The 25765-nt window shown below is 31.7% G+C and carries 19 protein-coding genes; 7 read left to right on the top strand and 12 right to left on the bottom strand.

Annotated elements, in window-relative coordinates; all coding sequences use genetic code 11:
- Window positions 1-69 precede the first annotated feature (69 nt).
- The 12 genes from ACI48P_RS13930 to ACI48P_RS13875 all read right to left on the bottom strand — a co-directional run bounded on the left by ACI48P_RS13930 (window position 70) and on the right by ACI48P_RS13875 (window position 15529).
- Window positions 70-762, bottom strand: a complete 693-nt coding sequence (locus ACI48P_RS13930; protein ID WP_475216684.1) for a hypothetical protein — start codon at window positions 760-762, stop codon at window positions 70-72.
- 257 nt (window positions 763-1019) lie between these two features.
- Complete coding sequence (locus tag ACI48P_RS13925) at window positions 1020-2594, bottom strand: sodium:neurotransmitter symporter family protein (RefSeq protein ID WP_475216682.1); 1575 nt, start codon at window positions 2592-2594, stop codon at window positions 1020-1022.
- Between the two features lie 266 nt (window positions 2595-2860).
- The gene (gene pyk / locus ACI48P_RS13920; RefSeq protein ID WP_475216680.1) at window positions 2861-4621 is read right to left on the bottom strand and encodes a pyruvate kinase; all 1761 of its coding nucleotides are present in this window, start codon (window positions 4619-4621) and stop codon (window positions 2861-2863) included.
- Window positions 4622-4643: 22 nt separating this feature from the next.
- A complete protein-coding gene (gene pfkA / locus ACI48P_RS13915; protein ID WP_475216679.1) occupies window positions 4644-5603 on the bottom strand; it encodes a 6-phosphofructokinase in 960 nt (319 codons plus the stop codon).
- Between the two features lie 168 nt (window positions 5604-5771).
- The gene (locus ACI48P_RS13910) at window positions 5772-9257 is read right to left on the bottom strand and encodes a DNA polymerase III subunit alpha (RefSeq protein ID WP_475216677.1); all 3486 of its coding nucleotides are present in this window, start codon (window positions 9255-9257) and stop codon (window positions 5772-5774) included.
- Window positions 9258-9392: 135 nt separating this feature from the next.
- Window positions 9393-10337, bottom strand: a complete 945-nt coding sequence (whiA, locus tag ACI48P_RS13905) for a DNA-binding protein WhiA (protein WP_475216675.1) — start codon at window positions 10335-10337, stop codon at window positions 9393-9395.
- 16 nt (window positions 10338-10353) lie between these two features.
- The gene (locus ACI48P_RS13900) at window positions 10354-10779 is read right to left on the bottom strand and encodes an NUDIX hydrolase (RefSeq protein ID WP_475216673.1); all 426 of its coding nucleotides are present in this window, start codon (window positions 10777-10779) and stop codon (window positions 10354-10356) included.
- 65 nt (window positions 10780-10844) lie between these two features.
- The gene (locus ACI48P_RS13895) at window positions 10845-11957 is read right to left on the bottom strand and encodes a gluconeogenesis factor YvcK family protein (protein WP_475216671.1); all 1113 of its coding nucleotides are present in this window, start codon (window positions 11955-11957) and stop codon (window positions 10845-10847) included.
- Window positions 11958-11970: 13 nt separating this feature from the next.
- Window positions 11971-12828, bottom strand: a complete 858-nt coding sequence (gene rapZ / locus ACI48P_RS13890) for an RNase adapter RapZ (RefSeq protein WP_475216669.1) — start codon at window positions 12826-12828, stop codon at window positions 11971-11973.
- Between the two features lie 20 nt (window positions 12829-12848).
- Window positions 12849-13562, bottom strand: a complete 714-nt coding sequence (locus ACI48P_RS13885) for a PHP domain-containing protein (protein ID WP_475216667.1) — start codon at window positions 13560-13562, stop codon at window positions 12849-12851.
- A gap of 3 nt (window positions 13563-13565) precedes the next feature.
- Window positions 13566-14480 carry a UDP-N-acetylmuramate dehydrogenase gene (gene murB / locus ACI48P_RS13880; RefSeq protein ID WP_475216666.1) on the bottom strand — a complete coding sequence of 305 codons (915 nt, stop codon included), beginning with the start codon at window positions 14478-14480 and terminating at the stop codon, window positions 13566-13568.
- 251 nt (window positions 14481-14731) lie between these two features.
- Window positions 14732-15529: a formate/nitrite transporter family protein gene (locus ACI48P_RS13875; RefSeq protein WP_475216664.1), complete on the bottom strand. Its 798-nt coding sequence runs from the start codon at window positions 15527-15529 to the stop codon at window positions 14732-14734.
- 270 nt (window positions 15530-15799) lie between these two features.
- On the opposite strand from ACI48P_RS13875, the gene ACI48P_RS13870 reads away from it, so the two are divergent.
- The 7 genes from ACI48P_RS13870 (at window position 15800) to ACI48P_RS13840 (ending at window position 25756) form a co-directional block, all read left to right on the top strand.
- Window positions 15800-16672 carry a formate/nitrite transporter family protein gene (locus ACI48P_RS13870; RefSeq protein ID WP_475216662.1) on the top strand — a complete coding sequence of 291 codons (873 nt, stop codon included), beginning with the start codon at window positions 15800-15802 and terminating at the stop codon, window positions 16670-16672.
- A gap of 261 nt (window positions 16673-16933) precedes the next feature.
- Window positions 16934-18412, top strand: a complete 1479-nt coding sequence (cls, locus tag ACI48P_RS13865) for a cardiolipin synthase (protein WP_475216660.1) — start codon at window positions 16934-16936, stop codon at window positions 18410-18412.
- Window positions 18413-18917: 505 nt separating this feature from the next.
- Entirely contained in the window at window positions 18918-19415 is a 498-nt protein-coding gene (locus tag ACI48P_RS13860) for an NADH-quinone oxidoreductase subunit NuoE family protein (protein ID WP_475216658.1), read from the top strand.
- Window positions 19416-19426: 11 nt separating this feature from the next.
- A complete protein-coding gene (locus ACI48P_RS13855) occupies window positions 19427-21307 on the top strand; it encodes an NADH-ubiquinone oxidoreductase-F iron-sulfur binding region domain-containing protein (protein WP_475216656.1) in 1881 nt (626 codons plus the stop codon).
- A 12-nt stretch (window positions 21308-21319) separates the two neighbouring features.
- On the top strand, window positions 21320-23092 hold the full coding sequence (locus ACI48P_RS13850; protein ID WP_475216653.1) for an NADH-dependent [FeFe] hydrogenase, group A6: 1773 nt from the start codon (window positions 21320-21322) through the stop codon (window positions 23090-23092).
- 260 nt (window positions 23093-23352) lie between these two features.
- On the top strand, window positions 23353-23850 hold the full coding sequence (locus ACI48P_RS13845; protein ID WP_475216652.1) for an NADH-quinone oxidoreductase subunit NuoE family protein: 498 nt from the start codon (window positions 23353-23355) through the stop codon (window positions 23848-23850).
- Window positions 23851-23881: 31 nt separating this feature from the next.
- Window positions 23882-25756, top strand: coding sequence for an NADH-ubiquinone oxidoreductase-F iron-sulfur binding region domain-containing protein (locus ACI48P_RS13840; protein WP_475216650.1), 1875 nt, complete (start codon window positions 23882-23884; stop codon window positions 25754-25756).
- Window positions 25757-25765 lie beyond the last annotated feature (9 nt).

Genomic DNA, 25765 nt, shown 5'->3' with positions numbered 1-25765 from the left:
TCCGTACAATTATTTTAACGAACTCTACAATACTCTATTTTAGCAAAAAAATAGAGGCTTATAAAGCCCCTATATAAATAAATCTCTATTTTTAATTCCTCTATATAATTGCATCACTGCGCAGAATAGTAAAAAATATCCTAAAATTGGTCCTGCAACCAATAATATCTTGGCTAATCCTTCCGATACACCATCATTTATTATAGACATTAGCGCTGATGCATAATCTTGTCTAATATTTATTCCATATCTTATCCATGTTACAGCAGTCATTATAGCTACTGGTACTACACTCATAGTCATATAAAACCCAGTCATAGTTCTTTGTTTTACACCCTTTAGCCCTATATATATAGGTATAAAGAATAGTATAGGTAAAAAGAATCCATAAAACTGAGGTGTTAATGCTAAGAAAAGCATAGCACAGAATAAAAAACTAGTTATATATTTTCTTAAATTATGAGTCCTACCTTCAAAGTCACATAGAGATGCCTTTAGATATCTTATATAAACTTCAACGCCACCTTCTATAGCAACTTTATCTTTACTTCCTTTTAATTCTTTTATAAGTTCAACACCCTTATTATTCATCTGATTATATTGTGTTTTTAAGTTTTCAGGGATTTCTATTTCTAAATATTTATCATATAACATGTCTAATTCTTTTATGTAATTGTTTAATTTTTTCTCTTTTAATAATTTTGATTTCTTTACCTCTGACCTAATTTGATTGATATTATTGGCTGCTAAATTGCCCTTCATACAATCCACCCCCTTATTGATATTGTACTATACTTTCTTATAAAATATAGTATAAAACCCTACAGTTAGTAGGGTTTTATTTATTATTTTTTAATTAACCGCTTATCCCCAATTATCAGTATCCGAGATAACCAAATTATTGTTGTTGCTCCTTAATTATAGTTTTTAATGATATTCCTATTGCAGTGAATATTATTACCCAAACACATCCTAGGAAAGTCCATGCAGCTCCTGTCATACATATCTCCTCCTTCTTTTTATGAAGTTGTTATTTTCTTATCTAAATCGTTAGGGTACTTGCTCTTAATAGCTCTATATGATTGAATAAATCCTAATAATAGAACTACAAGCACTACTACCCTACCTAGATTAGCCCAGATTACCATATCTGGCATGCCAGCAACATAGGCTGGAATCAAATTGAAGTTACCAGCTTTTGCATAATCAACTGTAAAGAAGAATAAGAATGTTATTATTGTAATTGGTGTTAAGAACTGATGGAATAATCTAAAGTACCACTTAGGAACCTTCCATAATCCACCTTTATTCATTTCTTCAAGAGCCTTATCTTTAACACACCAACCTATAACAACTATTTCGATTAATCCTAAAACTATTAGTAAATAGTTTCCTATCCAGTTATCAACTTCTGTAAAGTATATTAACTCTGCAGTTTTTGTTAATATTGGCTCTAAAGCAACTGGAAGACCAACTAATATATAACCAAAGAATACTATCCAAGTACCTTTCTTTCTATCTATTCCTGCATCTTCTTCAAGTAGTGCAACTAAATAGTTGTACATAGCTATTGCCGAAGTTATACCTGCGAAGAATAATAATAGGAACCATATCGCTCCAAATATTCCTCCACCAGTCATATTTCTAAATACGTTAGGTAGAGCCATGTAAGCAAGACCTATACTTCCTTTTATACCTTCTGGTCCTAAGAATGCATAAGCTATAGGTATAACTGCTGTACCACCTAAAACAACTTCTGCAAACTCATTTAAAGATATTGTAGCAATTGAAGAAACAACTATATCTTCTTCTGGTTTTAAGTATGATGCATAGTTAATTATAATACCCATACCTAAAGATAACGTGAAGAATATTTGACCAGCTGCTGCTATTGCAGATGACCATGATAATTGACTAAAATCCGGATTCCAAATGAAGTTTAATCCTCCTAATGAACTCCAGTCAGGATCTACAGGTGATCCTAGAGTTAATGCTCTAACTGCAAGTATAATTCCAAATACATATAAAGTAGGCATCATTACTTTTGCCCATGATTCAATACCTTTTTCTATACCTTTCATTACTGCATATGCTAGTAATAATAAGGCTATTATCCAGAATATTAAGTTTACTGGATTTTGGATATACTGGCCAAAGAAATCTCCTGTGGAAACACTCGCATCCATATATCCACCTGTTAATGAGTTAAATGCATATCCAAGTGACCAACCAATTAACTGATTATAATATGAGTTAACTAGTATAGTAACACCAAATGCTATCATTCCTGCTAGTGAACCAACTATAAGTGCTTTTTTAGGCGCCATTGCTTGCTTAGCTTGTAAGTACATTATTGGACCCACAGTACCATGACCATGCTTCCCTCCATAACGCCCTATACTCCATTCAACCATCATTAAAGGTATACCTATAACGACTAGTGCGAAGAAGTACGGTATCATAAATGCTCCTCCACCATTTGAAGCAGCTACATATGGGAATCTCCAGAAATTCCCTAATCCAACGGCATTCCCTGCCATGGCTAGTATAAGACCGATTTTCGAACCCCAATTCTCTCTACTTTTTTCAGCCATCTACTATCCCCCCTTTATTTTTATAAAATATATAAGTTAATCAATTATGACACTCTTACATAATATGTATTCCTTACAAAATTATTATATTCTAAAATATTGAAATATTCTGAAAAATAATTTTATAAAATAACCACTAAGCAATTATACTTAGTGGTCATTGATTAACTTAAAAATATGATATCATCAGTTACCATTATTTTCAATATATTTTTTCACTTTTTTGAATTTTCTAAAAATTTAACAATGATAATTCATTATAAATCTTATAAAACTCTAGTTGAACCTCTGTATACTACCCCTCTTGCAGCGTCAACAGTTATAACTTCCCCATCTTCAAGAGCACTGATTATTCCTGTAGCAGATAATACAACTGGCTTATCTAAGTTTAATCCTACTATTGCAGCATGAGAAGTCATTCCGCCTTCTTCTGTTATTATAGCAGCAGCTTTTTCTATAGCTGGGTTCATTTCTATGTCAGTCATTGAAGTAACTAGTATATCTCCAGCATTGAAGTTTTCACAAGCTTCTCCACCCTTTAATATTCTAACTTTACCTTCAACAGTTTGGTTACCAACACCTATTCCTTTTACTAACTCTTCGCTAGTTACATGAACTTTTATTAAGTTAGTAGTTCCACTTACTCCTACTGGTACTCCTGCAGTTATAACTACTAATTCTCCATTTCCTATATATCCAGCGCTCTTAGCTGCTTCTATAGAGTTTTCTATAACCTCATCAGTATTTCCAGCTTGTTCACACTTAACTGGGTATACTCCCCAAGATAAAGATACTTGTCTCATAACTCTATCATCTTGAGTAGTTGCTATTATTGGAGACTTAGGTCTGAACTTAGATACCATTCTTGCAGTGTATCCTGAAGAAGTTGAACTTATTATTGCAGATGCATTTAAGTCAACAGCAGTTGAGCAAGTAGCGTGGCTTATTGCATCTGTAACTGTATTGTTGTTCTTAGCATTTTCTTGTAATAATTGTGTATAATCTAAAGTTTCTTCTGTTCTCTTAGCTATTGTAGCCATCATCTTAACAGCTTCAACTGGATATTTACCTGCAGCTGTTTCTCCAGATAACATTATTGCATCTGTTCCATCGTAAATAGCGTTTGCAACGTCAGTTACTTCTGCTCTTGTAGGTCTTGGGTTTCTTATCATAGAATCAAGCATTTGAGTAGCAGTTATAACTGGCTTAGCTAACTCATTACATTTCTTTATCATCATTTTTTGTACTATTGGCATTTCTTCTGTTGGTATCTCAACACCTAGATCCCCTCTAGCTACCATTATACCGTCAGAAACTTTTAATATTTCGTCTAAGTTATCAACACCTTCTTGGTTCTCTATCTTAGATATTATTTGTATGTTTGTTGCATTATTTCTTTCTAATATTTCTCTTATAGCTAAAACGTCAGATGCTTTTCTTACGAAAGATGCAGCTATAAAATCTATACCTTGTTCTATACCGAACTCTATATCACTTACATCTTTAGGAGTTAATGCAGGTAAGTTTATTGATACGCCTGGAACGTTTACCCCTTTGTGATTTTTAACTATACCTGAGTTTTCAACTATACAGTTTATTTCTACACCGTTTATCTCTTGAACTCTTAATCCTACTAGACCGTCATCTATTAATATAACATCCCCTGGTTTAACATCTTCAGCTAATCCTTTGTAACTTACAGTCATTATTTCTTTTGTTCCCATAACATCATCCATAGTTATAGTGAACTTTTGTCCTTCTTCTAAAAGAACTTCTGGATCAGCAAAGTTCCCTGTTCTTATTTCCGGACCTTTAGTATCTAATAATATAGCTACAGGCTTGTTTAATTTTTCTCTTACCTTTTTAGCCATATCAAATCTACCCTTGTGTTCTTCATGAGACCCGTGAGAGAAGTTGAATCTACATACATTTAAACCGTTTTCAACAAGTTGAGTTAATACCTCTTCGCTTTGTGAAGCTGGTCCTAGTGTACATACAATCTTAGTTTTCTTAGTGTTTTTTAACATGTGTATATCCTCCTAATATCTGTTATATAGATAGTATTTTAGCCATTTCAAATGTGTCTTTATCAAAAGGTCTAGTCATTGATAAAGCTTCATGTATTTCCATATCTATTATCTTATTGTCCTTTATACCAACTACTCTAGCAGATTTTCCATCTAATAGTAATTCTACAGCCCTAACACCCATCTTACTTGCTAGTATTCTATCAAATGCAGTTGGGCTTCCTCCTCTTTGTACATGTCCTAATACAGTTACTCTTAAGTCAGCACCAGTTTCTGCTACTATTTCTTTTCCTAGATCTTGTGCATTTCCTACACCTTCAGCTAGAACTATTATACTGTGTCTTTTACCTCTTTTTTGAGTTGTTCTTAATTTATTGCAAACATCTTCAACTTTAAAGTCCATTTCTGGTACTATTATTGTTTCTGCTCCACCTGCAAGACCTGCATATAAAGCTAAATCTCCACAATGTCTTCCCATAACTTCTATAATGTTAACCCTTTCATGAGAAGAAGATGTATCTCTTATTTTTCCTATTGCATCTATTATTGTATTCATTGTTGTGTCAAAACCTATAGTGTAATCAGTATAAGCTAAGTCATTATCTATAGTTCCTGGAATACCTATAGCTGGGAATCCTAATTCACTTAATTTTTGTGCTCCGTTAAATGAACCATCTCCACCTATAACTACTAAACAGTCTATTCCATATTTCTTTAATACTTTTACTCCTAATAATCTACCTTCTTCTGTCTTGAACTCTTCACATCTAGAAGATTTTAGTACAGTTCCACCTCTATGTATTATGTCACCAACTGAAGATAAGTTCATTTCTTGTATATCTTCTTCTATTAAGCCTTTGTAACCTCTGTTAATACCATAAACCTTACATCCATAGTATATTGCAGATCTTACCACCGCTCTTATTGCAGCATTCATTCCTGGAGCATCTCCACCACTAGTCAATATTCCTATAGTTTTCATACTTATGTCCCTCCTGTTTATCTATTTAGATGGAGCAGGGACTTTTTGCGTCCCTACCTCATTATTTCATCCCATTTAGGTTAAAAAAATTAGATGTCTATAAAAAACCTCTTTTTTTGTTATTATATCATAATTTGCCGATTTTTTTTCACTTTAATTATTTATAAATTATTTTTTTATTTTAATATTTTCATTAGGCAGTATTTTCCTTAATTCGTCTATTAGCTGCTCACTTGTATTTATCTTAATTTCATTCCACTTGTATAATTGTTTAGTATCTTCTGAATATAAAAATATATTTTCATTTCCAGGATATTTTTTTGAAATTTTCGTTATTTGTGAAATAATATTCTTATCTTCAAAGCTGCTAATTTTTAAGTATAAACCATTTTTCGAATTATTATTTTGATTATCATTTATATCTCTTATTTCCCTAGCTATAAGTTTTGCATTTTCGCCCTCTTTTATACTTAAGTTTCCTTTTACATATATAATGCTATCTTCATTTAATATAGTATTATATCTTTGTAATAACTGAGGGAATACTATCACTTCAATAGTGCCATATAAGTCTTCTAGTTCTAAAAATGCCATTATATCATTTCTTTTTGTAGTTTTGATATTTTTAGTTACTATTATACCTCCCATAATAACTTCTTTTTCATCAAAGCTTACAAAGGCTTCATCGTCTTCTTTTAGAGCATTTAACTTACCATTATCTATAGAGGTATTATTTCTAAGAATCTCTTCATATTGGGATAACGGATGTCCACTAACGTACATACCTAATACTTCTTTTTCTAAATTAAGTCTTTCTTTTTCTTCGTATTCTTTTACTTTAGGCATAGTATATATTTCTTGAATTTTATTATCTTCTTCTGCTCCACCAAAACCATCAAATAAAGAAATTTGACCTTGTATGTTCTTTTTTCTATCCATAGATATACTGTCTAAAAGTTTTTCATAACCATACATTAAACTAGCTCTATTTTCACTTATATCATCAAATGCTCCACATTTAATAAGACTTTCTATTACTCTCTTATTTGTATCTTTTGAATCTAGCCTTTTACATAAGTCTACAAAGTCCGTAAATAAACCATTTAATTCTCTTTCATTTATAATATTGTTTATAATGTTCACACCAACATTTTTAACAGCTGCAAGTCCAAACCTAATATTACTTCCTTCAACTGAGAATTTTGAAAAACTCTTATTTATATCAGGTTTTAAAACCTCAATATTTAATAAACTACACTCTCTTATATATTCAACAACTTTATCTGTATTACCCATAACACTAGTAATTAAAGCAGCCATAAATTCTACTGGATAATATGCTTTTAAATATGCCGTTTGATATGATAAAACTCCATACGCAGCGGCATGAGACTTATTAAATGCATATTTAGCAAAGTCTATCATGTCATCAAATATTTTATTTGCAATATCCTCAGGTACTCCATTTCTTACACAACCAGTTATTTCAATATCGCCATTTTCATCTTCTTTTCCGTGAATGAAATATCTTCTTTCTTCTTCCATTACATCCATTTTCTTTTTACCCATGGCTCTTCTTACTAAATCGCTTCGTCCATAACTATATCCACCTAAATCTCTAACTACCTGCATAACCTGTTCTTGATAAACTAAACATCCGTAAGTTACACCCATTATAGGTTTTAAGCTTTCATGTAAGTAAGTTACATTTTCTGGATTATTCTTATTTTCTATATAAGTAGGTATGGAGTCCATTGGTCCTGGTCTATATAAAGAAATTCCGGCAACTATATCTTCAAAGTTGTCTGGTTTAAGTTGCTTCATAAAACTTTTCATACCAGCACTTTCTAGCTGGAACACACCTGCAGTATTTCCTGAAGAAAGCAATTCATATACCTTAGGGTCGTCATAATCCATTTTCGAAAAATCTATTTTTCTATTATGATTTCTTTCTATTAAGTCAAGTGCATCTCTTATTACTGTAAGAGTTCTTAGACCAAGGAAATCCATCTTTAATAGTCCAAGTTCTTCTAATGTTGTCATTGTAAATTGTGTTGTTATAGATTCTTGATGCTTATATAACGGTACATATTCATCTACAGGATTTTTAGATATAACCACCCCTGCAGCGTGAGTTGATGCATGTCTAAGCATACCTTCTATTTGTTTCGATATATCTAATACTTCCTTGGTTTCAGGGTCTTGAGTGTACATTGCCATAAGATTTGGATTTGTATTTAAGGCTTTATCTATAGTCATACCTAATGCAAAAGGTATTTCTTTAGCAATCTTATCTACTTTGTTGTAGCCAATATCTAATACTCTCCCAACATCCCTTATTGCAGCCTTTGCTCCCATTGTACCAAAGGTAATTATCTGGGCTACGTGGTCTTCACCATACTTTCTCTTTACATAGTCTATAACTTCTTCTCTTCTTTCATAACAAAAATCTATATCTATATCGGGCATAGATACACGTTCTGGATTTAAGAATCTTTCAAATAGAAGAGAATACTTTATAGGGTCAATATCTGTTATTTTTAATGTATATGCAACTATAGAACCAGCCGCACTACCTCGTCCTGGACCTACCATTATATTATTTTCTTTTGAATAGTTTATAAAATCCCAAGTTATTAAGAAGTATTCTACATAACCCATTCTTTCAATTACGTCTAATTCATAATTTAGTCTATCTATAATTTCTTGACTTGGATTTTCATATCTATCTTTTAAACCGTTAAAACACAGTTCTCTCAAATAAGAGTCTGTTGTGTAGCCTTCCGGTACATCATATTGTGGTAAATGTATTGTATTAAAATCAAATTCCACATTACACATCTCAGCTATCTTAGATGTATTATCCAAAGCTTCTATTGCATATGGGAATATTGCTTCCATTTCTTCTCTAGATTTTAAATAGAATTCATCACTTCCAAATCTCATTCTATTTGGGTCATTTACGGTCTTACCCATTTGAATACACATTAATACATCATGTATTTTAGAATCCTCTTTGTTAATGTAATGAGTATCATTTGTTGCTACTAAAGGTATGTTTGTTTCTTTTGATAACTTAACTAATGCAGCATTTACTTCTTTTTGCTCCGGTAAATTATGATCTTGTATTTCTAAATAGAAGTTTTCCTCTCCAAAAATATCTCTATATAAAAGAGCGTATTTTTTAGCTTTTTCATAATTTCGATCCATAAGTGATTGAGCTACATCTCCAGCTAAACAAGCTGATAAAGCTATGATCCCATCACTATATTTTTTAAGCTCCTCAATATCAATTCTTGGCTTGTAATAAAATCCTTCAACATATGAAGTAGATACTAATTTTATTAGATTTTGGTATCCTTCCATATTTTTAGCTAGTAATACTAAGTGCCCCTGTCTTTTATCATAATTCGGATCTTTATCTCTTAATCCACGCGGTGCTGTATACACTTCGCATCCTATTATTGGCTTTATTCCCTCTTTTTTAGCTGTCTTATAAAAATCTATAACCCCAAACATACATCCGTGGTCAGTTATAGCTATTGCGCTCATGTTTAACTCTTTAGCTCTACTTACTAGTTTTTTAACTCTCGAAAAACCATCTAGCAAACTATACTCTGTATGAACATGAAGATGAACGAAATCTTTATTCATTACATCACCTCCTAATTTTTATGTTATGATACACTACCCTTAACTCACTAGATAAGGCTAGTACAATTTATTCCCACACTCAACTGCTTATACTCAAAAAGAGGATATATAAAAATATCCCCCCTCTAAAAATATTTACTTCTTTCTTAATTTGTTAGCTACTTCTTCTATTTTCCTTAATCTATGATTGACTCCAGATTTTCCTATAGGAGGATTTAGCATCTCCCCTAATTCTTTAAGAGTCATATCTTCGAATTCCACTCTTATTCTTGCTATTTCTTGCAGATTTTCCGGTAAACTATCAATCCCTATCGTTTCTTGTATTAATCTAATATTTTCTACCTGTCTTACAGATGCATTAACTGTTTTACTAAGATTAGCTGTTTCACAATTAACTATTCTATTAACATTATTTCTCATCTCTTTTACTATTTTAGTACTTTGCAGACTTAATAGGGCATTGTGTCCACCTATTATACTTAATAAATCAGAAATTTGTTCACTTTCCTTTAGATATACCACATAGTTGTTTTTTCTAGATACTATTTTACAATTAAAGTCTAAGGTATTTATTAAGTCTTTTAATGAATTAGCGAAATCTTCGTTGTTGGTTACAAACTCCATGTGATAATTTTTCTCAGGATCACTTATAGATCCTCCTCCTAAGAATGCACCTCTAATAAAAGCTCTTACACACTCATCATGCTTTATTAAATTAGTAGGGACTTTATTAACGGTATAAAAATCCTCTCCTGGTGCTAATATTCCTAGATCTTTAAGTAGCTTTTCAGCTCCCATTTCGCTAGTAACCATAAGAACATAGCTATTATTTCGTTTAAGCATTTGATTCTTATTTACAGAAATTGTAGTATTAATATTAAAATTCTGCTTTAATAACTTAAATATTTTACGAGCTATAGAATTAAGCTCTGTAGTTATTTTAAGATTTAATTTTTTATAACCTACAATTTGAATACTTCCCGCTAGTCTAACTAAGGCTGCTAATTCTGTTATACCACAACAGCTATCCTCAGACATAACTCTTGCAAGTTCATTTTTTGTTTCAGTTGAAAAAGACATACCAATCACCTATTAACTAGTTCTTTTTTAGCCTTTTTTTTATTTCTTGTAAGGCTACCTTTATTATTTCTTTTTCGTCATCGTATCTAGCTAAATCTACTACTCTATCCAGATGTATAAACTTAGCGTCTATAAATCCTTCTTCTTTTTGTGGTACAGTATCCATACTTCTCGCTTGCATTAGATACCAAAAAACTGTTTTGTGAACCGCTCTATTCTCATCCCAGTTTTCTTTAAATGTGTAATGAATTTCTCCTAAGTATTTTAAAATATCTGCTTTTACTCCTGTTTCCTCTAGTACCTCTCTTAGTGCTGCCTCTTGATTATTCTCGCCTTCCTCAACTTTTCCCTTTGGTAGAACCCAATCTCCATTGAATTTTCTCAGCAAAAGTATAGCATTTCCAAACAATACCACACCACCGGCACTAACCTCTTCTCTCATAGATGTTCACTCCTTAAAACTAACATAATAATAAGGATTTCTACATAAATTTCAAAAATCCTCTTTTACTCAATATTGTCCTTCTTATGACTTAGTGCCAAATTAATTGCTATTTTAGATATATGCTTTGCATCATGCCTAATGTAGTGTTTTTTTATCTCTATTAGGTTATCTTCAATAGCTTTTATACCCATTTCTTTAAGTGTTTCCCTTTGATTCTTATCTAATAAAACTTGCTCTGCTCCATCTTTTTTGTATAAATCAAACACAGGCTCAGGCATAACCTCATTGTTAGCTATTACATAGTCTATTATATTACTATCAGCATGCTTTAGTATAGCCTTAACATGGTCTAATACATCAAAATTATCTGTTTCTCCTGGTTGAGTCATAATATTAGATATATATATTTTTGCTGCGCTAGATTTTTTTATTGCATCAATTACGCCTTCCACTAATAAGTTTGGTATTATGCTTGTATACAAACTTCCTGGTCCCATAATAACTATATCTGCATTATTAATAGAATTTATTACTTCATCTAAAGGCTTAGCATCTAGTGGTTCTAGATACACTCTTTCTATAGGACTTTTTTGATCTTTAACTTCTTTTCCTATACTTGATTCACCTTTAACAATATTTTTATTTTCTAGCTGAGCAACAAGATTAACATCCTCTAATGTAACAGGAAGTACTCTTCCTGTTATAGCAAAAATTTCACTCATCTTATAAACAGCTGTCTCAAAGTTTCCGTATAAGCCATTCATTGCCGCTAAAAATAAATTTCCAAAACTTTGACCCTTTAATGCACCTTCTTCAAATCTATACTGCATTACTTCATTCATAGTTGGTTCAATATTGGCAAGAGCTAATAGACAGTTTCTTATATCTCCTGGAGGTAACATACCTAAGTCTTCTCTTAAAACGCCAGAGCCTCCACCATCATCTGCTACCGTCACTATAGCAGTAATGTTTTGTGTGTAATGTTTAAGCCCTCTTAGGAAAATTGACTGCCCTGTTCCACCTCCAATAACAACTACTTTCGGATCTTTACATTCTTTTGGTTGTAAATTATTAAGGGACTGAGTTTGAATTTTTATTATTTTCCTATATAGGTATATTGATACTATTAAGGCCACCCATCCAACTATCCCTATAATAATGAATATACTTGGCATTTTTACCTCCACCTTATCTTAACAAAGAGTCTCTATGCTTTTGCACAACCCTATATCCTTTGCTTAATAAATCATCATATATTAACTTAGATATAGTAACAGATCTATGTCTACCACCGGTACATCCTATAGCTATAACTAAGTGTTGTTTTCCTTCTTCTATATATTGAGGTACTAAAAAATCTATCATATCTTTAAGTTTTTCATAAAAAGCTACACTAACACTAGAATTCATAACATAATCTCTTACATCTTGTTCTTCACCAGTCTTAGGTCTTAGATCCTCTATATAGTATGGATTAGGCAAGAATCTTACATCAAAAACTAAATCAGAATCCACAGGTATACCATGTTTAAATCCAAAAGATACTACTGATATAGTTAGATTTTTATTGGTTTCTCCTATAGAGTAGATTTTACTTATTTCCTCCTTAAGATCTTTAGGTTTCATATTAGTTGTATCTATTATACAATTTGATATTTCCTTTAGCTCCTCCATTATTTTTCTTTCCATCTTAATACCTTCTGATATTTGCATGTTTTTAGCTAATGGATGATTTCTTCTAGTCATTTTATATCTTTTTAATAAAACATCATCTGCACAATCTAGATATACTATTTCATACTGATAATTTTCTTTTTGTAAATAACTTAGACTTTCGTGTAATGCCTCAAAAAACTTTCTACCTCTTATATCTATACCTAAAGCAACTTTATCAATACTTGAATTTGGTTGATAACATAACTCTGCAAACTTAGTAATAAGGGCAGGCGGTAAGTTATCTACACAATAAAATCCCATATCTTCTAAAGATCTCATCGTTTCACTTTTTCCTGATCCTGAAAGACCTGTAACAATTACAAATTTCAATACTAACGCCCCCTTGTGATCTATAATTTTATATTTTCTATTAATGATAAATCAAGATTTGATTCTTTTGCTATTTTCATTGCTAATTCAAAGTTTCCTACATTTTTTGGAACATGAGCATCTGATCCAATAATGAATTTATTGCCTAAGTGTTTAATTTTATTTATTTGATCACAATTAAGGAATCCATGACTACTATTTATTTCTAATCTAGTATCTGTTTCTTTTGCTGCTCTTGCAATTTCTTCTATATATACATCACCTTTATCTCCAGGATGAGTAATGATAAATATATCATTTTTTTTCATTGCATTTATTATAGCTTTTGTATTATGCTCTTTAGCTTTTTCACTTTTTCTAATATAATTATCACAATGATTTAATAAACTTTTAAAAGATTTTGGTGCTGAACCAAAATGATAGCCTGCCATTATATAATCACATAGCTGTTTGACATCATCATTTATATCTATATTACCATGCTCATCCAGTATGTTGCATTCCATTCCTAATAAAATATCTATTTGTTGATATTTTTCTTTAAAAAAATCTATTTCTTCTCTCATCTTATTTAGGTTTTTTAGTTTTATTCCATAGGTCATATGCTTATAACCATGATCTGATATCCCAATAGTTTTTATTCCTTTTGATATAGCTTCTTTAACATTTTCTTCTATAGTTCCTTTACCATGACTATATATGGTATGGGTATGGTAATCCGCTAATATTTGCATATATTAATCCTCTCCAAGTATTTTTACTTCTTCCTCTAACATTACCCCATATTTAGCAAATACAGTACTCTTAACTACATACATTAAATCTAAAAGATCTTTTGCATTAGCATTCCCTAAATTAACAACAAACCCACAGTGTTTTTCTGATACTTGAGCACCTCTTAAAGTTAATCCTCTAAGACCACTGTCTTCTATTAATTTACCTGCAAAATTACCTTCTGGTCTTTTAAAAGTACTTCCAGCACTTGGCAAACTAAGTGGTTGTTTCGTCACCCTTCTTTGAGTGAAATCTGCCATTACAGCTTTTATCTCATCAAAGCTACCATTTTCAAGCTCTATAGTAGCTGATAATACTATATATTCTTCTCTTGAAAGTATACTTTTTCTATACCCAAATTCCATTTGCTCATTTGTAAGTTCAAATATTTCACCTTTAGTATCCATCAGCCTTACAGTCTTAACTATATCCTTCATTTCTCCACCATAAGCACCTGCATTCATAGCTAAGGCTCCACCTAAAGTTCCGGGGATTCCTGCTGCAAATTCAAATCCTTTTAATTCAGATCTTAAAAGCGATTTACCTAATACAGATAATAATGCACCAGCTTGAGCTTCTAGTGTGTTTCCTTTTATTTCAAAGGCATTATAGTTATCACTTATCTCAATTACTACACCTCTTATACCACCATCTTTTACTAATAGATTTGAACCATTTCCTATTACTAAATACGGTACATTTTCTTCTTTAACAAGAGCTATCACATTTTTTAGCTCTTCTTCAGTTCTTGGTTTTACTAATATATCAGCTGGTCCTCCTACTCTAAATGAAATATGTTTTTTCATAGGTTCATCAACTTTTATATCTTCTTTATCTATAATATTTAATAATTTTTCATATATATATTGCTTATTCATTATATTTCCTCCTAGTTTACACTATTTATTCATGGTTTATATACTTACTATATTATTTTTATATAATTAATATAATAATGTATTAAAAAAAAAATAACAATAATAAAGAAATTAATAATTTATAGTAAGTATTGATATTACTATATTATCGATAGTCTATTGATTAAATTACTACATTAATATATATAATGTAATAACTTTATACCATAAATTAGAAAAAAGTGCCTGTGATAAGGCACTTTCATATACTTTTAATTATTTACTTGAGATGATTCTTTTTCCAATTTAGGTAAATATGCAACTTTGTACATACAAGGTATTATAATAGCTCCACCTACAATATTTCCTAAAGTTACAACTAGTAAGTTTATTATTAATTGTGACATTGTTACTTGAGCACCCAATGCTACCCCCATAGGAATAAAAAACATATTTGCTATACTATGTTCAAACCCACATAAAACAAATAACATTATCGGAAACCAGCATGCAAATATTTTAGAAATAATATCTTGAGATGCAGTAGCCATCCATACTGCCAGTACAACAATCATGTTACAAAGAATAGCTCTTAAGAACATAACTGTAACACTAAGACTTCCTTTAGATTCTGCAACTGCAATTGCTTTTGTTGATGCATCTCCACTTAGTACCTGACCATAATAAACTACAGCAACTAATAATAGCGCTCCTATGAAATTTGCTAGCCAAACCAGCCCCCAGTTTCTTAATAATTGTTTCATAGATATATTTTTTTCCATATAAGCCAAAGTCATTAAATTGTTACCTGTAAATAATTCCGCTCCACATACAACTACTAGCATAAGTCCAACAGGAAACACCGCTGCACCCATAAATTTTGCCAAACCTGCGTCTATTCCTCCTAATGTTTGAGTCACTACTATATTTCCAAGTCCACCCAGTCCAATAAATATACCTGCTAATATTCCAAGTACTATGGTTGATTTCGTTGATAGACCTGCTTTTTTTTCTCCTACAGTTATAGTAGCTTTAGCTACTTCAGCTGGTGCCAGTAATCTTTTTTCCATACACCCACCTCACTATGTTTTTCTTCTTAATAAATATATACTCTGATAAAAAAGTATGTATACGTACTTTTTTAACAAATTTTACATATAATTTTCTCTTTTTTCTAACTATTCAATAAGACTTTAATAAAATTTAAACTTTTAGTTATGTTTAATGTATACAAAAATATTTTTTTATTGTATAATTACAAATGTTGTGTAGGAATTCAACGAATTTTATCGAATATTATTAAATGATAATTATAAATATATTTTTAGGAGGAATTATTGATGTCGGATAAAAAAATGCTTATGCCAGCAGAAGTAGCAGAATACACTGTTAATGCTGGAGTAAAAAAAGCTACTACGCCTACAAAAAAAGTTCTTGCTTCTGCATTCTTAGCAGGTGCATATATTGCATTCGGTGCTTTAGGTTCAGTAGCAGCAGCTTACAATTTATTAGCTAACCCTGCTACTTACGGATTAGGTAAGGCTTTAGCAGGACTTATGTTCCCTGCAGGACTTATGTTTGTTTTAGTTGCGGGTGGAGATTTATTTACAGGAAACATATTAATAACATTAGCAGCTTTAAAGAAGAAAGTTACTTGGGGTCAAACATTTAAAAACTGGGCATTAGTTTGGTTAGGTAACCTAGCTGGTGCAGTACTTGTTGCTTACTTAGTAAGCTTATCTGGTGTTTTTGACTGGAGTAATGGATTATATGGTGGTGTTATAGTTAAGAATGCAATAGGTAAACTTGGATTTACTTGGGTAGCTGCTATAGCTTCTGGTATATTATGTAACTGGATAGTTTGCGCTACAGTATGGATGACTTACGCAGCTAAGGACGTTACTGGTAAACTATTAGCTGGTTTCTTCGGAATATTCTTATTCGTATGTACAGGATTTGAGCATAGTGTTGCTAACATGGGATACTTATTCGCTGGATTATTCAGCAAAGCTAACCCTGCATACTTAGAAGCTGCTCACAAAACTGCAGCAGATGCAGCAGCAATAAACTTACCAAACATGTTTATGAACAACTTAATACCTGTTACTATAGGTAACATATTAGGTGGAGCAATATTTGTTGCTGGTGTTTACTACTTCATATTCATGAATGATGATGCAAAAGCAACATCTAAAGATAGCCAATCAGCATAATTTATATATATTTCAACTTATTTAAAAAGAGGTTGTCTCAAATTCATTTTGAGGCAACTTCTTTTTTTATAAAAAATACTTATTTTATAAAAGTTTATATCTCATCCAATACTATATTACATTTTTGTTAATAATACTTTTATACTCAAAATTCAGCCTTATATTACATAATATTAGTAACTTTGTGCAAATTCTCTTTTTTATTTTCATATTATTTTATATAATTATATATATTTCAATTTATATTAAGGAGGAATTATTTTGTTCGATATTTCATGGTTCAAAGCATCAGCTTATGAGTTTGTGGTAACAGCCATATATCTAATAAATTTTTTAACTATACTAAATTTAATTTTTAGAGAAAAAAGAAGTATTGATACTACAGTAGCTTGGATACTTATCCTAAGTACTCTACCTGCTGCAGGATTTGTGCTATACTTTGCTTTTGGTCGTGGTGTGGCAAAAGACAATATGTTTAGAATAAAAGAACAAGAAGATAAATTAATTAAATCTAATATTCTAGATACCGAAATTAAGCTTCAGCTACCCTCTAATTTTGATCCTAGTGTAGTAAATCACAGAGATATGATTTACGCTCTAGCTAATTCTAATAACGCCCATTACACAAATAATAATGATGTAGTTATATATGAAAAGTCTAGAGAGTTCTTTGATTCACTTTTAGAAGAATTAAAGAAAGCTAAAAAGTACATAAATATTCAATTTTATATATTCAAAGACGATGAGATCGGAAGCGAAATAATAGATATACTTCTTCAAAAAGCTTCTGAAGGTGTAGAAGTCAGACTTTTATATGATGCTGTTGGTAGTAGATTATTCAGTGACAAATCTATTCTTAAATTAAAAAATGGTGGTGTAAAAGTAGGTTCATTCTTTCCTTCATTCTTAAAAATCGTAAACTTCAACCTTAACTACAGAAATCACCGTAAAATAGTAGTTATAGATGGTGAAACTGGGTTTGTAGGTGGTAATAACGTAGGTGATGAATATCTAGGTAAAGATCCTAGGTTTGGAATGTGGAGAGATACTCATCTTAAACTTACTGGTGACTGTGTAAAAGACCTTAACATTAGATTTATATTAGATTGGAGATACACTACTAAAGAGGATCTAGAGTTTGTTAAGTCATTTAATGAAAATACCGATACTACTTCTACATCCGGAAATGTCGGTGTTCAAATTGTATCTAGCGGTCCTGATATTACAGAACTAGAAGAAATAAAATATGGATATATAAAAATGATTCAAAAATCATGCAAATATGTTTATATACAAAGCCCTTATTTTATATTAGATAAAACCTTAATAGAGACTTTAAAAATAACTTGTCTTTCTGGAGTGGATGTAAGAATTATGATACCATCAAAACCTGACCATCCATTTGTTTATTGGGCATCCTACTCTTATGCAGGTGAATTATTAAAATTCGGAGCTAAATTATACACATATGATAAAAATGCATTTTTACATGCTAAAACAGTTGTAATGGATGATTCTATATGTTCAATAGGTACTGCTAATATGGATATTCGTAGCTTCGGACTTAATTTCGAAGTCAATGCATTTATGTATTCATCTGAAATAGCAAAACAACAAAAATTAATTTTTGAAGAAGATATAAAAAAATGTACTGAAATAACTTCTGAAATATATAATAATAGATCTCAAATGATTAGATTTAAAGAGTCTATTTCTAGATTGCTATCTCCAGTTTTATAGAAATATAAAAACACAAAGTATATAATTTACTTTGTGTTTTTTAACGTTATATATTATAAATCCCACATTTTATGCAAGTTTTCTTGCGTTATGTTATTATTTTATCTTACCAATTTATTTGTTAATAAAATATTTATATATTTATACACGATTATTTTGATAAATAATATTAATTTATTAGTATAATATATCATTTCATAAAAATAATACAACCCCAGTGTTTGTCTAATAACTAACGATTTTTTATTAATTTAAACTCTATCTATTCTAAATTTTATACTATATCCTGTATACTTTTTGAATTTTCTAAATTTTGATTGATTTTATTCATATCATATACAATAATATAAACAAACGCTTATCCGATATTAAATATTACTTTGTATCAACCCACTAATTAATTCGACATAATATTTTTATTTCTTTTTTCATATTTTAAACATACTCATTTTGAATATTTTTTCATATTTTTAAATAAATATAAACAATTTAGGGGGATTTTATTATGTGTGATTTTATTTTACGCAATAAATCATTATTCGATGAATTAGACAATTTTATCGACGCTCTTCCTACCCAACAAGGAGCTTTGATTCAGGTTCTTCATCACGCCCAAGGAATTTTTGGGTACCTTCCAAAAGAGGTTCAGCTTCATATAGCTAAAAGATTAAAGGTTTCACCAGCTAAGGTTTATGGTGTAGTAAGCTTCTACTCCTACTTCACTATCGAACCAAAAGGAGAATATAAAATAAGTGTCTGTTTAGGTACTGTTTGTTTCGTAAAAGGTGCAGATAAAGTATTAGAAGAATTCGAAAAGCAACTGGGAATAAAATCAGGTGACACTACTGATGACTTTAGGTTTTCACTAGAAGGTTTAAGATGCGTTGGCGCATGTGGTTTAGCACCTGTAGTTGTTGTTAATAGTAAAGTGTACGGTCAAGTAAAGCCATCTCAAGTTAGCGAAATTCTAGATCACTACAAAAAACTTGAATTAAGTTGTTAGGGGGATTTCTTATGAATAAAATAAATTCGTTTAATGAATTAAAAAACCTTGTTAATAAATTAAAACCAAGCTTAAACCTAAGACATGAAAATACTTCATCATCTATCATAAAAAGAGAAATACTTGTATGTGGTGGTACAGGGTGTAACTCAGCTGATAGTGCTCTTATTATAGATAACCTTAAGCAATTTATAAAGGACGCAAATCTTGAAGATATAGCAAGTGTTCACTTAGCTGGATGCTTTGGATTCTGTGCTAAGGGTCCTATAGTTAAAATATTCCCCGACAATGTATTCTACGTTGAAGTTAAACCAAGTGATGCCAAGGATATCGTAAATGAACACATAATGAATAATAACGTGATTGAAAGATTATTATTCGAAGAACCTTCTCTTGGACACCAAAAAGTGGAGAGACACGATGAAATGTCCTTCTACAAAAAACAACTTCGTGTGGCACTTAGAAATTGCGGTAACATTAATCCTGAAGATATTAATGAATATATAGCTAGCGATGGATATACTGCCTTAGGAAAATGTATCACATCACTATCGGATGACGAAGTTATAGATATTGTTAAAGCTTCCAGATTAAGAGGTAGAGGGGGAGCCGGTTTCCCTACTGGTCTTAAGTGGACTACATGCAAGGATGCAAAAAATGATAAGAAATATGTAATCTGTAATGCCGATGAAGGTGATCCAGGTGCATTTATGGATAGATCTATTCTCGAAGGGGATCCTCATAGTGTTCTAGAGGCAATGGCTATTTGTGGTTATGCTATAGGCTCTGATACAGGATATATTTATATTAGAGCTGAGTACCCTCTTGCAATTGAAAGATTAAAAATAGCAATTAATCAAGCTAGAGCTTGTGGCTTGTTAGGTGAAAATATATTAGGTACTGATTTTAATTTTGATATAGAACTTAAGTATGGAGCCGGAGCATTTGTATGTGGTGAAGGTAGCGCCCTAATCCACTCTATCGAAGGAAATCGTGGTGAGCCTCAGCTTAAACCTTATGTTTATGCTATTCAAGGTCTTTGGGATAAGCCAAGTTGTGTAAACAATGTTGAGACCTTCGCTAATCTACCTATAATAATTAATAACGGTGCTGATTGGTTTAATAATTACGGAACTGAAGATTCTTCTGGTACAAAAGTTTTTGCACTTGGAGGTAAGATAAATAACGTTGGTCTAGTTGAAGTTCCTATGGGTACTACCTTAAGAGAAATAGTTTATGAAATAGGTGGAGGCATACCTAATAATAAAGAATTTAAAGCTGTTCAAACAGGAGGTCCTTCTGGTGGCTGTATACCTACTAAACATCTAGATACTCCAATAGATTTTAAAAGTCTTGGTGAAATAGGTTCTATGATGGGTTCAGGTGGTATGCTAGTTCTTGATGATACTGACTGTATGGTTAACATATGTAAGTTCTTCTTAGAATTTACAGTTGAAGAGTCCTGTGGAAAATGTACTCCATGCCGTATAGGTAATAAAAGACTCCTAGAAATATTAACTAAGATAACTGATGGTAATGGTACCGAAGAAGATTTGGTAAACTTAAAAAAATTAGCTACTAATATAAAGTCTACCTCTCTATGCGGATTAGGTAAATGTGCTCCTAACCCCGTATTAAGTACCCTTGAGTATTTCTATGATGAGTATTTAGCTCATGTTAAAGATAAAAAATGTCCTTCTGGTAAGTGTCAAGCTCTTCTAAACTTCTCTATTACTGATGCTTGTATAGGATGTACTAAGTGTTCTAAAATATGTCCTGCTGGATGTATCAGCGGTAAAGTTAAGGAGAAGCACGAAATAGATATTAGTAAATGTTTAAAATGTGGCGCATGTATGGAAAACTGTAAATTCAATGCCATAATTAAGCAATAAGGAGGTCTTAAGATGAGTTTAGTTAACTTAACTATAAATGGAATACCTGTATCTGTACCAAAAGAGACTACAGTATTAAATGCTGCTAAAAAATTAAATATAAAAATACCTACTCTGTGTCACTTAAATATAGATGAAATAAGTTTAGAACATAAATGCGCATCTTGTAGAGTTTGTATGGTTGATACGCCTAGAGGTTTAATACCTTCATGTGCTACAAATGTAGTAGAAGGAATGGTTATAGAAACTAACAGCGCTAAAGCTTTGGAAGCTCGCAAAACTGTTGTTGAGCTTATGTTGTCAGACCACCCTCAAGATTGTTTAGTATGTGATAAAAGCGGAAACTGTGATCTGCAAAAAATCGCACAAGACTTGGGTATAAGAAATATACCATTCCAAGGTAGTCACTCTTTTGCTGATAGTGATACTTCTAGTGTGTCTATCCAAAGAGATCATAGTAAGTGTATATTATGTAGAAGATGCGAAACTATGTGTAATAATATTCAAAAAGTTGGTGCTTTATCTGGGGTTAATAGGGGTTTTGAAACTACTATCTCTACATTCTTTGACTCCCCTATCGCCCAAACAAACTGTACATTCTGCGGTCAATGTGTTGCAGTGTGTCCTACTGGAGCTTTAAGTGAAGTCAATAATGTCTCTAAAGTTTGGGATGTTATTAATCATAAAGAAAAAGTTTCTGTTGTTCAAATAGCACCTGCTGTTAGAGTTGCTTTAGCCGAAGAATTCGGCTTAAAGCCAAACTCTATACCTGTCGGAAAAATAGTTGCTGCTCTTAGAGACTTAGGTTTTAAATATGTATTCGATACTAACTTTGCAGCTGATGTAACTATATTAGAAGAAGCATCAGAATTTTTACACAGACTAAAATCACAGGAAAATCTTCCTATCATTACTAGCTGTTGCCCTGCATGGATAAACTATATCGAACACAACTACTCTGAATTTTTAAATCTTCCATCATCATGCAAATCACCTCAAGAAATGTTTGGAGCTATAGCTAAAAATTATTTCGCTCCAAAAATAAATCTTAAGCCAAAAGATTTATTAGTAGTTTCTATTATGCCATGTGTAGCTAAAAAATACGAGTGCTCTAGAGAAGAGCTTGGTTCCAACAATATAGCTGACGTTGATGTTGTAATAACTACTAGAGAGTTAGCTAAAATGATTAAAGAAGCTGGTATAGACTTATTAGCTTTAGATGAAGAGAACTTTGATACCCCTTTAGGTGAATCAACTGGTGCTGCTGATATCTTCGGTGCTACAGGTGGAGTTTTAGAAGCTGCTCTACGTACAGCTTATGAATGGGTAACAAATACGGAATTAGAAGATCTAGATTTCCAAGTTTTAAGAGGTCTAAACGGAATAAAGGAAGCTAGTATAAGCATAGATGGTACTATCATTAATGCTTGTGTTGCTAGTAGCTTAGGTAACGCTAAAAAAATAATGGATGATATAAAGGAAGGAAAATCAAATTATCATATAATAGAAATAATGGCTTGCCCTGGCGGATGCATAGCAGGCGGAGGTCAACCATATCATGGTGGCGATTATGAAAAAATAAAATGCCGCAGTAATGGATTATATGAATTAGATAAAAATAAGCAAAATCGTAAATCTCATGAAAACCCTGACGTAGCTGCTTTATACAAAGATTTCTTAAATGAACCATATAGCTCTACTGCTCACAAATATCTTCATACTCACTACACAGGCAAAGGTAATACCTTCGTAAAAGAAGTATTATCCGACTGCACTGCTCAATAGCTTTATAGCTGTTATAAAATGATTTTCAATCATTTTATAACAGCTATTTTATTTTAAATTATAGTAAAATTATTTGTTAGTTAAGCATATAATTTTTAAAATACTATTTTATGTATCATTGCATACTTGTCGAATAATTCTGACTGTTTTTTTTTTAACTTACCCATAAACTTTCAATTATTGTGATATTATTTATATAGTATATGTTTTTGTATTGTACAAAACTTAATCTTTTATTATTTTATACAAGGGGGTTCCATATGTGTAATTTTGTTGAATGCAACAAAAACCTATTTGATGAGTTAGATAAATTCATCGATTCTCTCCCTACTAAAAAGGGAGCATTAATACAAGTTTTACATCATGCTCAAGGTTTATTTGGTTATTTACCAAGAGAAGTTCAACTTCATGTAGCTAAGCAACTTGAAGTTCCACCAGCTAAAGTTTATGGTGTAGTAAGCTTCTACTCTTACTTTACTACTGAGCCTAAAGGGGATTATAAAATAAGTGTTTGTCTTGGTACTGTATGCTTTGTTAAAGGTGCAGACAGAATACTAGAAGAATTTGAAAAGCAGTTAGGAATAAAAGCCGGGGAAACTACATCTGATCTTAAGTTCTCTCTTGAGGGGTTAAGATGTGTAGGTGCATGTGGTCTAGCTCCTGTTGTTGTTGTAAACGGTAAAGTTTATGGACATGTAAAGGTAGATCAAGTTGAAAGCATATTAAATGAGTATAAGGTATTAGAAGGTAGCTTCTAAATAATCCAATACAAACGGGGAGGGGAATAGTTTGAGTAAAATCAAATCATTTGATGAATTAAGGGAATTATCTAGTAATTTAAAACCTAATTTATCTATAAGAGATAATGTTATAAAAGAAAATCAAAAAAGAGAGCTACTAGTTTGTGGTGATACAGGATGTAGAGCTGCAAACAGTATGCCTATAATAGATAATTTAAATGAAGAAATAAGAAAAGCAGGCCTTGAAGATTCTGTAAAAGTAACACTTACTGGTTGCTTTGGTTTCTGTGCTCAAGGTCCTATTGTTAAGGTTCACCCTGATAACGTTTTCTATGTAAAGGTAAATGCTGAGGACGCTAAAGAAATAGTACAAGAACATTTAGTAAACGGAAATTTAGTTGATAGATTATTATATCTTGAAGCTTCAATAGGTAAAAAAGTAACTACTTCTGAAGAAATGGCATTTTATAAAAAACAAATGCGTCTTGCTTTAAAGAACTGTGGTTACATTAACCCTGAAAAGTTAGAAGATTATATAGCTAACAATGGATACTCTACTTTAGGTAGATGTTTAACTGATTTAAAACCTGAAGATGTTATTGAAGAAGTTAAAGTTTCAGGACTTAGAGGTAGAGGTGGTGCTGGTTTCCCTACTGGTATAAAGTGGGAAGCTACAAAGAAATCTGAAAGTGATAAAAAGTATGTTGTATGCAATGCCGATGAAGGTGACCCAGGTGCTTTCATGGATAGATCTATACTAGAAGGTGACCCTCATAAGGTTCTTGAAGCTATGGCTATCTGTGGATATGCAGTAGGCGCTGATACTGGATATATATACATAAGAGCTGAATACCCTCTTGCTATAGAAAGATTAAATCTTGCTATAGGTCAAGCAAAAGAATTAGGACTATTAGGTAAAAATATTTTAGGTTCTGGATTTGACTTTGATATAGAATTAAAATATGGTGCTGGTGCATTCGTATGTGGTGAAGGTACTGCTCTAATGCGTTCTATTGAAGGTAACCGTGGTGAGCCTAGAATGAAAACATACAGCTCTACTAAAAAAGGATTATGGGATGTTCCGACTTGTTCAAACAACGTTGAAACATTTGCTAACATACCTGCTATTTTAAACAATGGTGGTGAATGGTATAAAAATATAGGTACTGAAAAATCTTCAGGAACTAAGGTTTTCGCTCTTGGTGGAAAAATTAGTAACGTTGGTCTTGTTGAGGTTCCAATGGGAACTACATTAAGAGACATCGTTTATGATATCGGTGGCGGAATACCTGAAGGTAAGAAATTTAAGGCGGTTTTAACTGGTGGGCCATCAGGTGGATGTATACCTGCTGATCACTTAGATACTCCAATAGATTTTGATAATTTAAGTGCTTTAGGATCTATGATGGGTTCTGGTGGTATGCTTATACTAGATAATAACGACTGTATGGTTGATATAGCAAAATTCTTCCTAGGATTTACTGTTGAAGAATCTTGTGGTAAATGTACTCCTTGTCGTATAGGTAATAAGAGATTATTAGAATTATTAACTAAAATAACAGATGGTAAAGGTACTGAGCAAGATTTAGTTGACCTTGAAGATTTAGCTAACACAATAAGAACTACTTCTCTTTGTGGCCTTGGTAAATCAGCTCCTAACCCTATTTTAAGTACTCTACACTATTTCTATGACGAATATAAGGCACATGTTGTTGACAAAAAATGTCCAGCTGGTAAGTGCCAATCACTATTAGACTATGTTATAACTGATGCTTGTATAGGATGTACTAAGTGTTCTAAGGTTTGTCCTGCAGGATGTATAACTGGAAATGTAAAAGAAAAGCACGAAATAGATATTACTAAGTGCTTAAAATGTGGTGCTTGTATGTCTAACTGTAAATTCAGTGCAATAATCAAGAAATAGGAGGGATAT

The organism is Romboutsia sp. LXY-2, from assembly GCF_056171995.1.
This window is presented reverse-complemented; position numbering and strand designations above follow the sequence as displayed.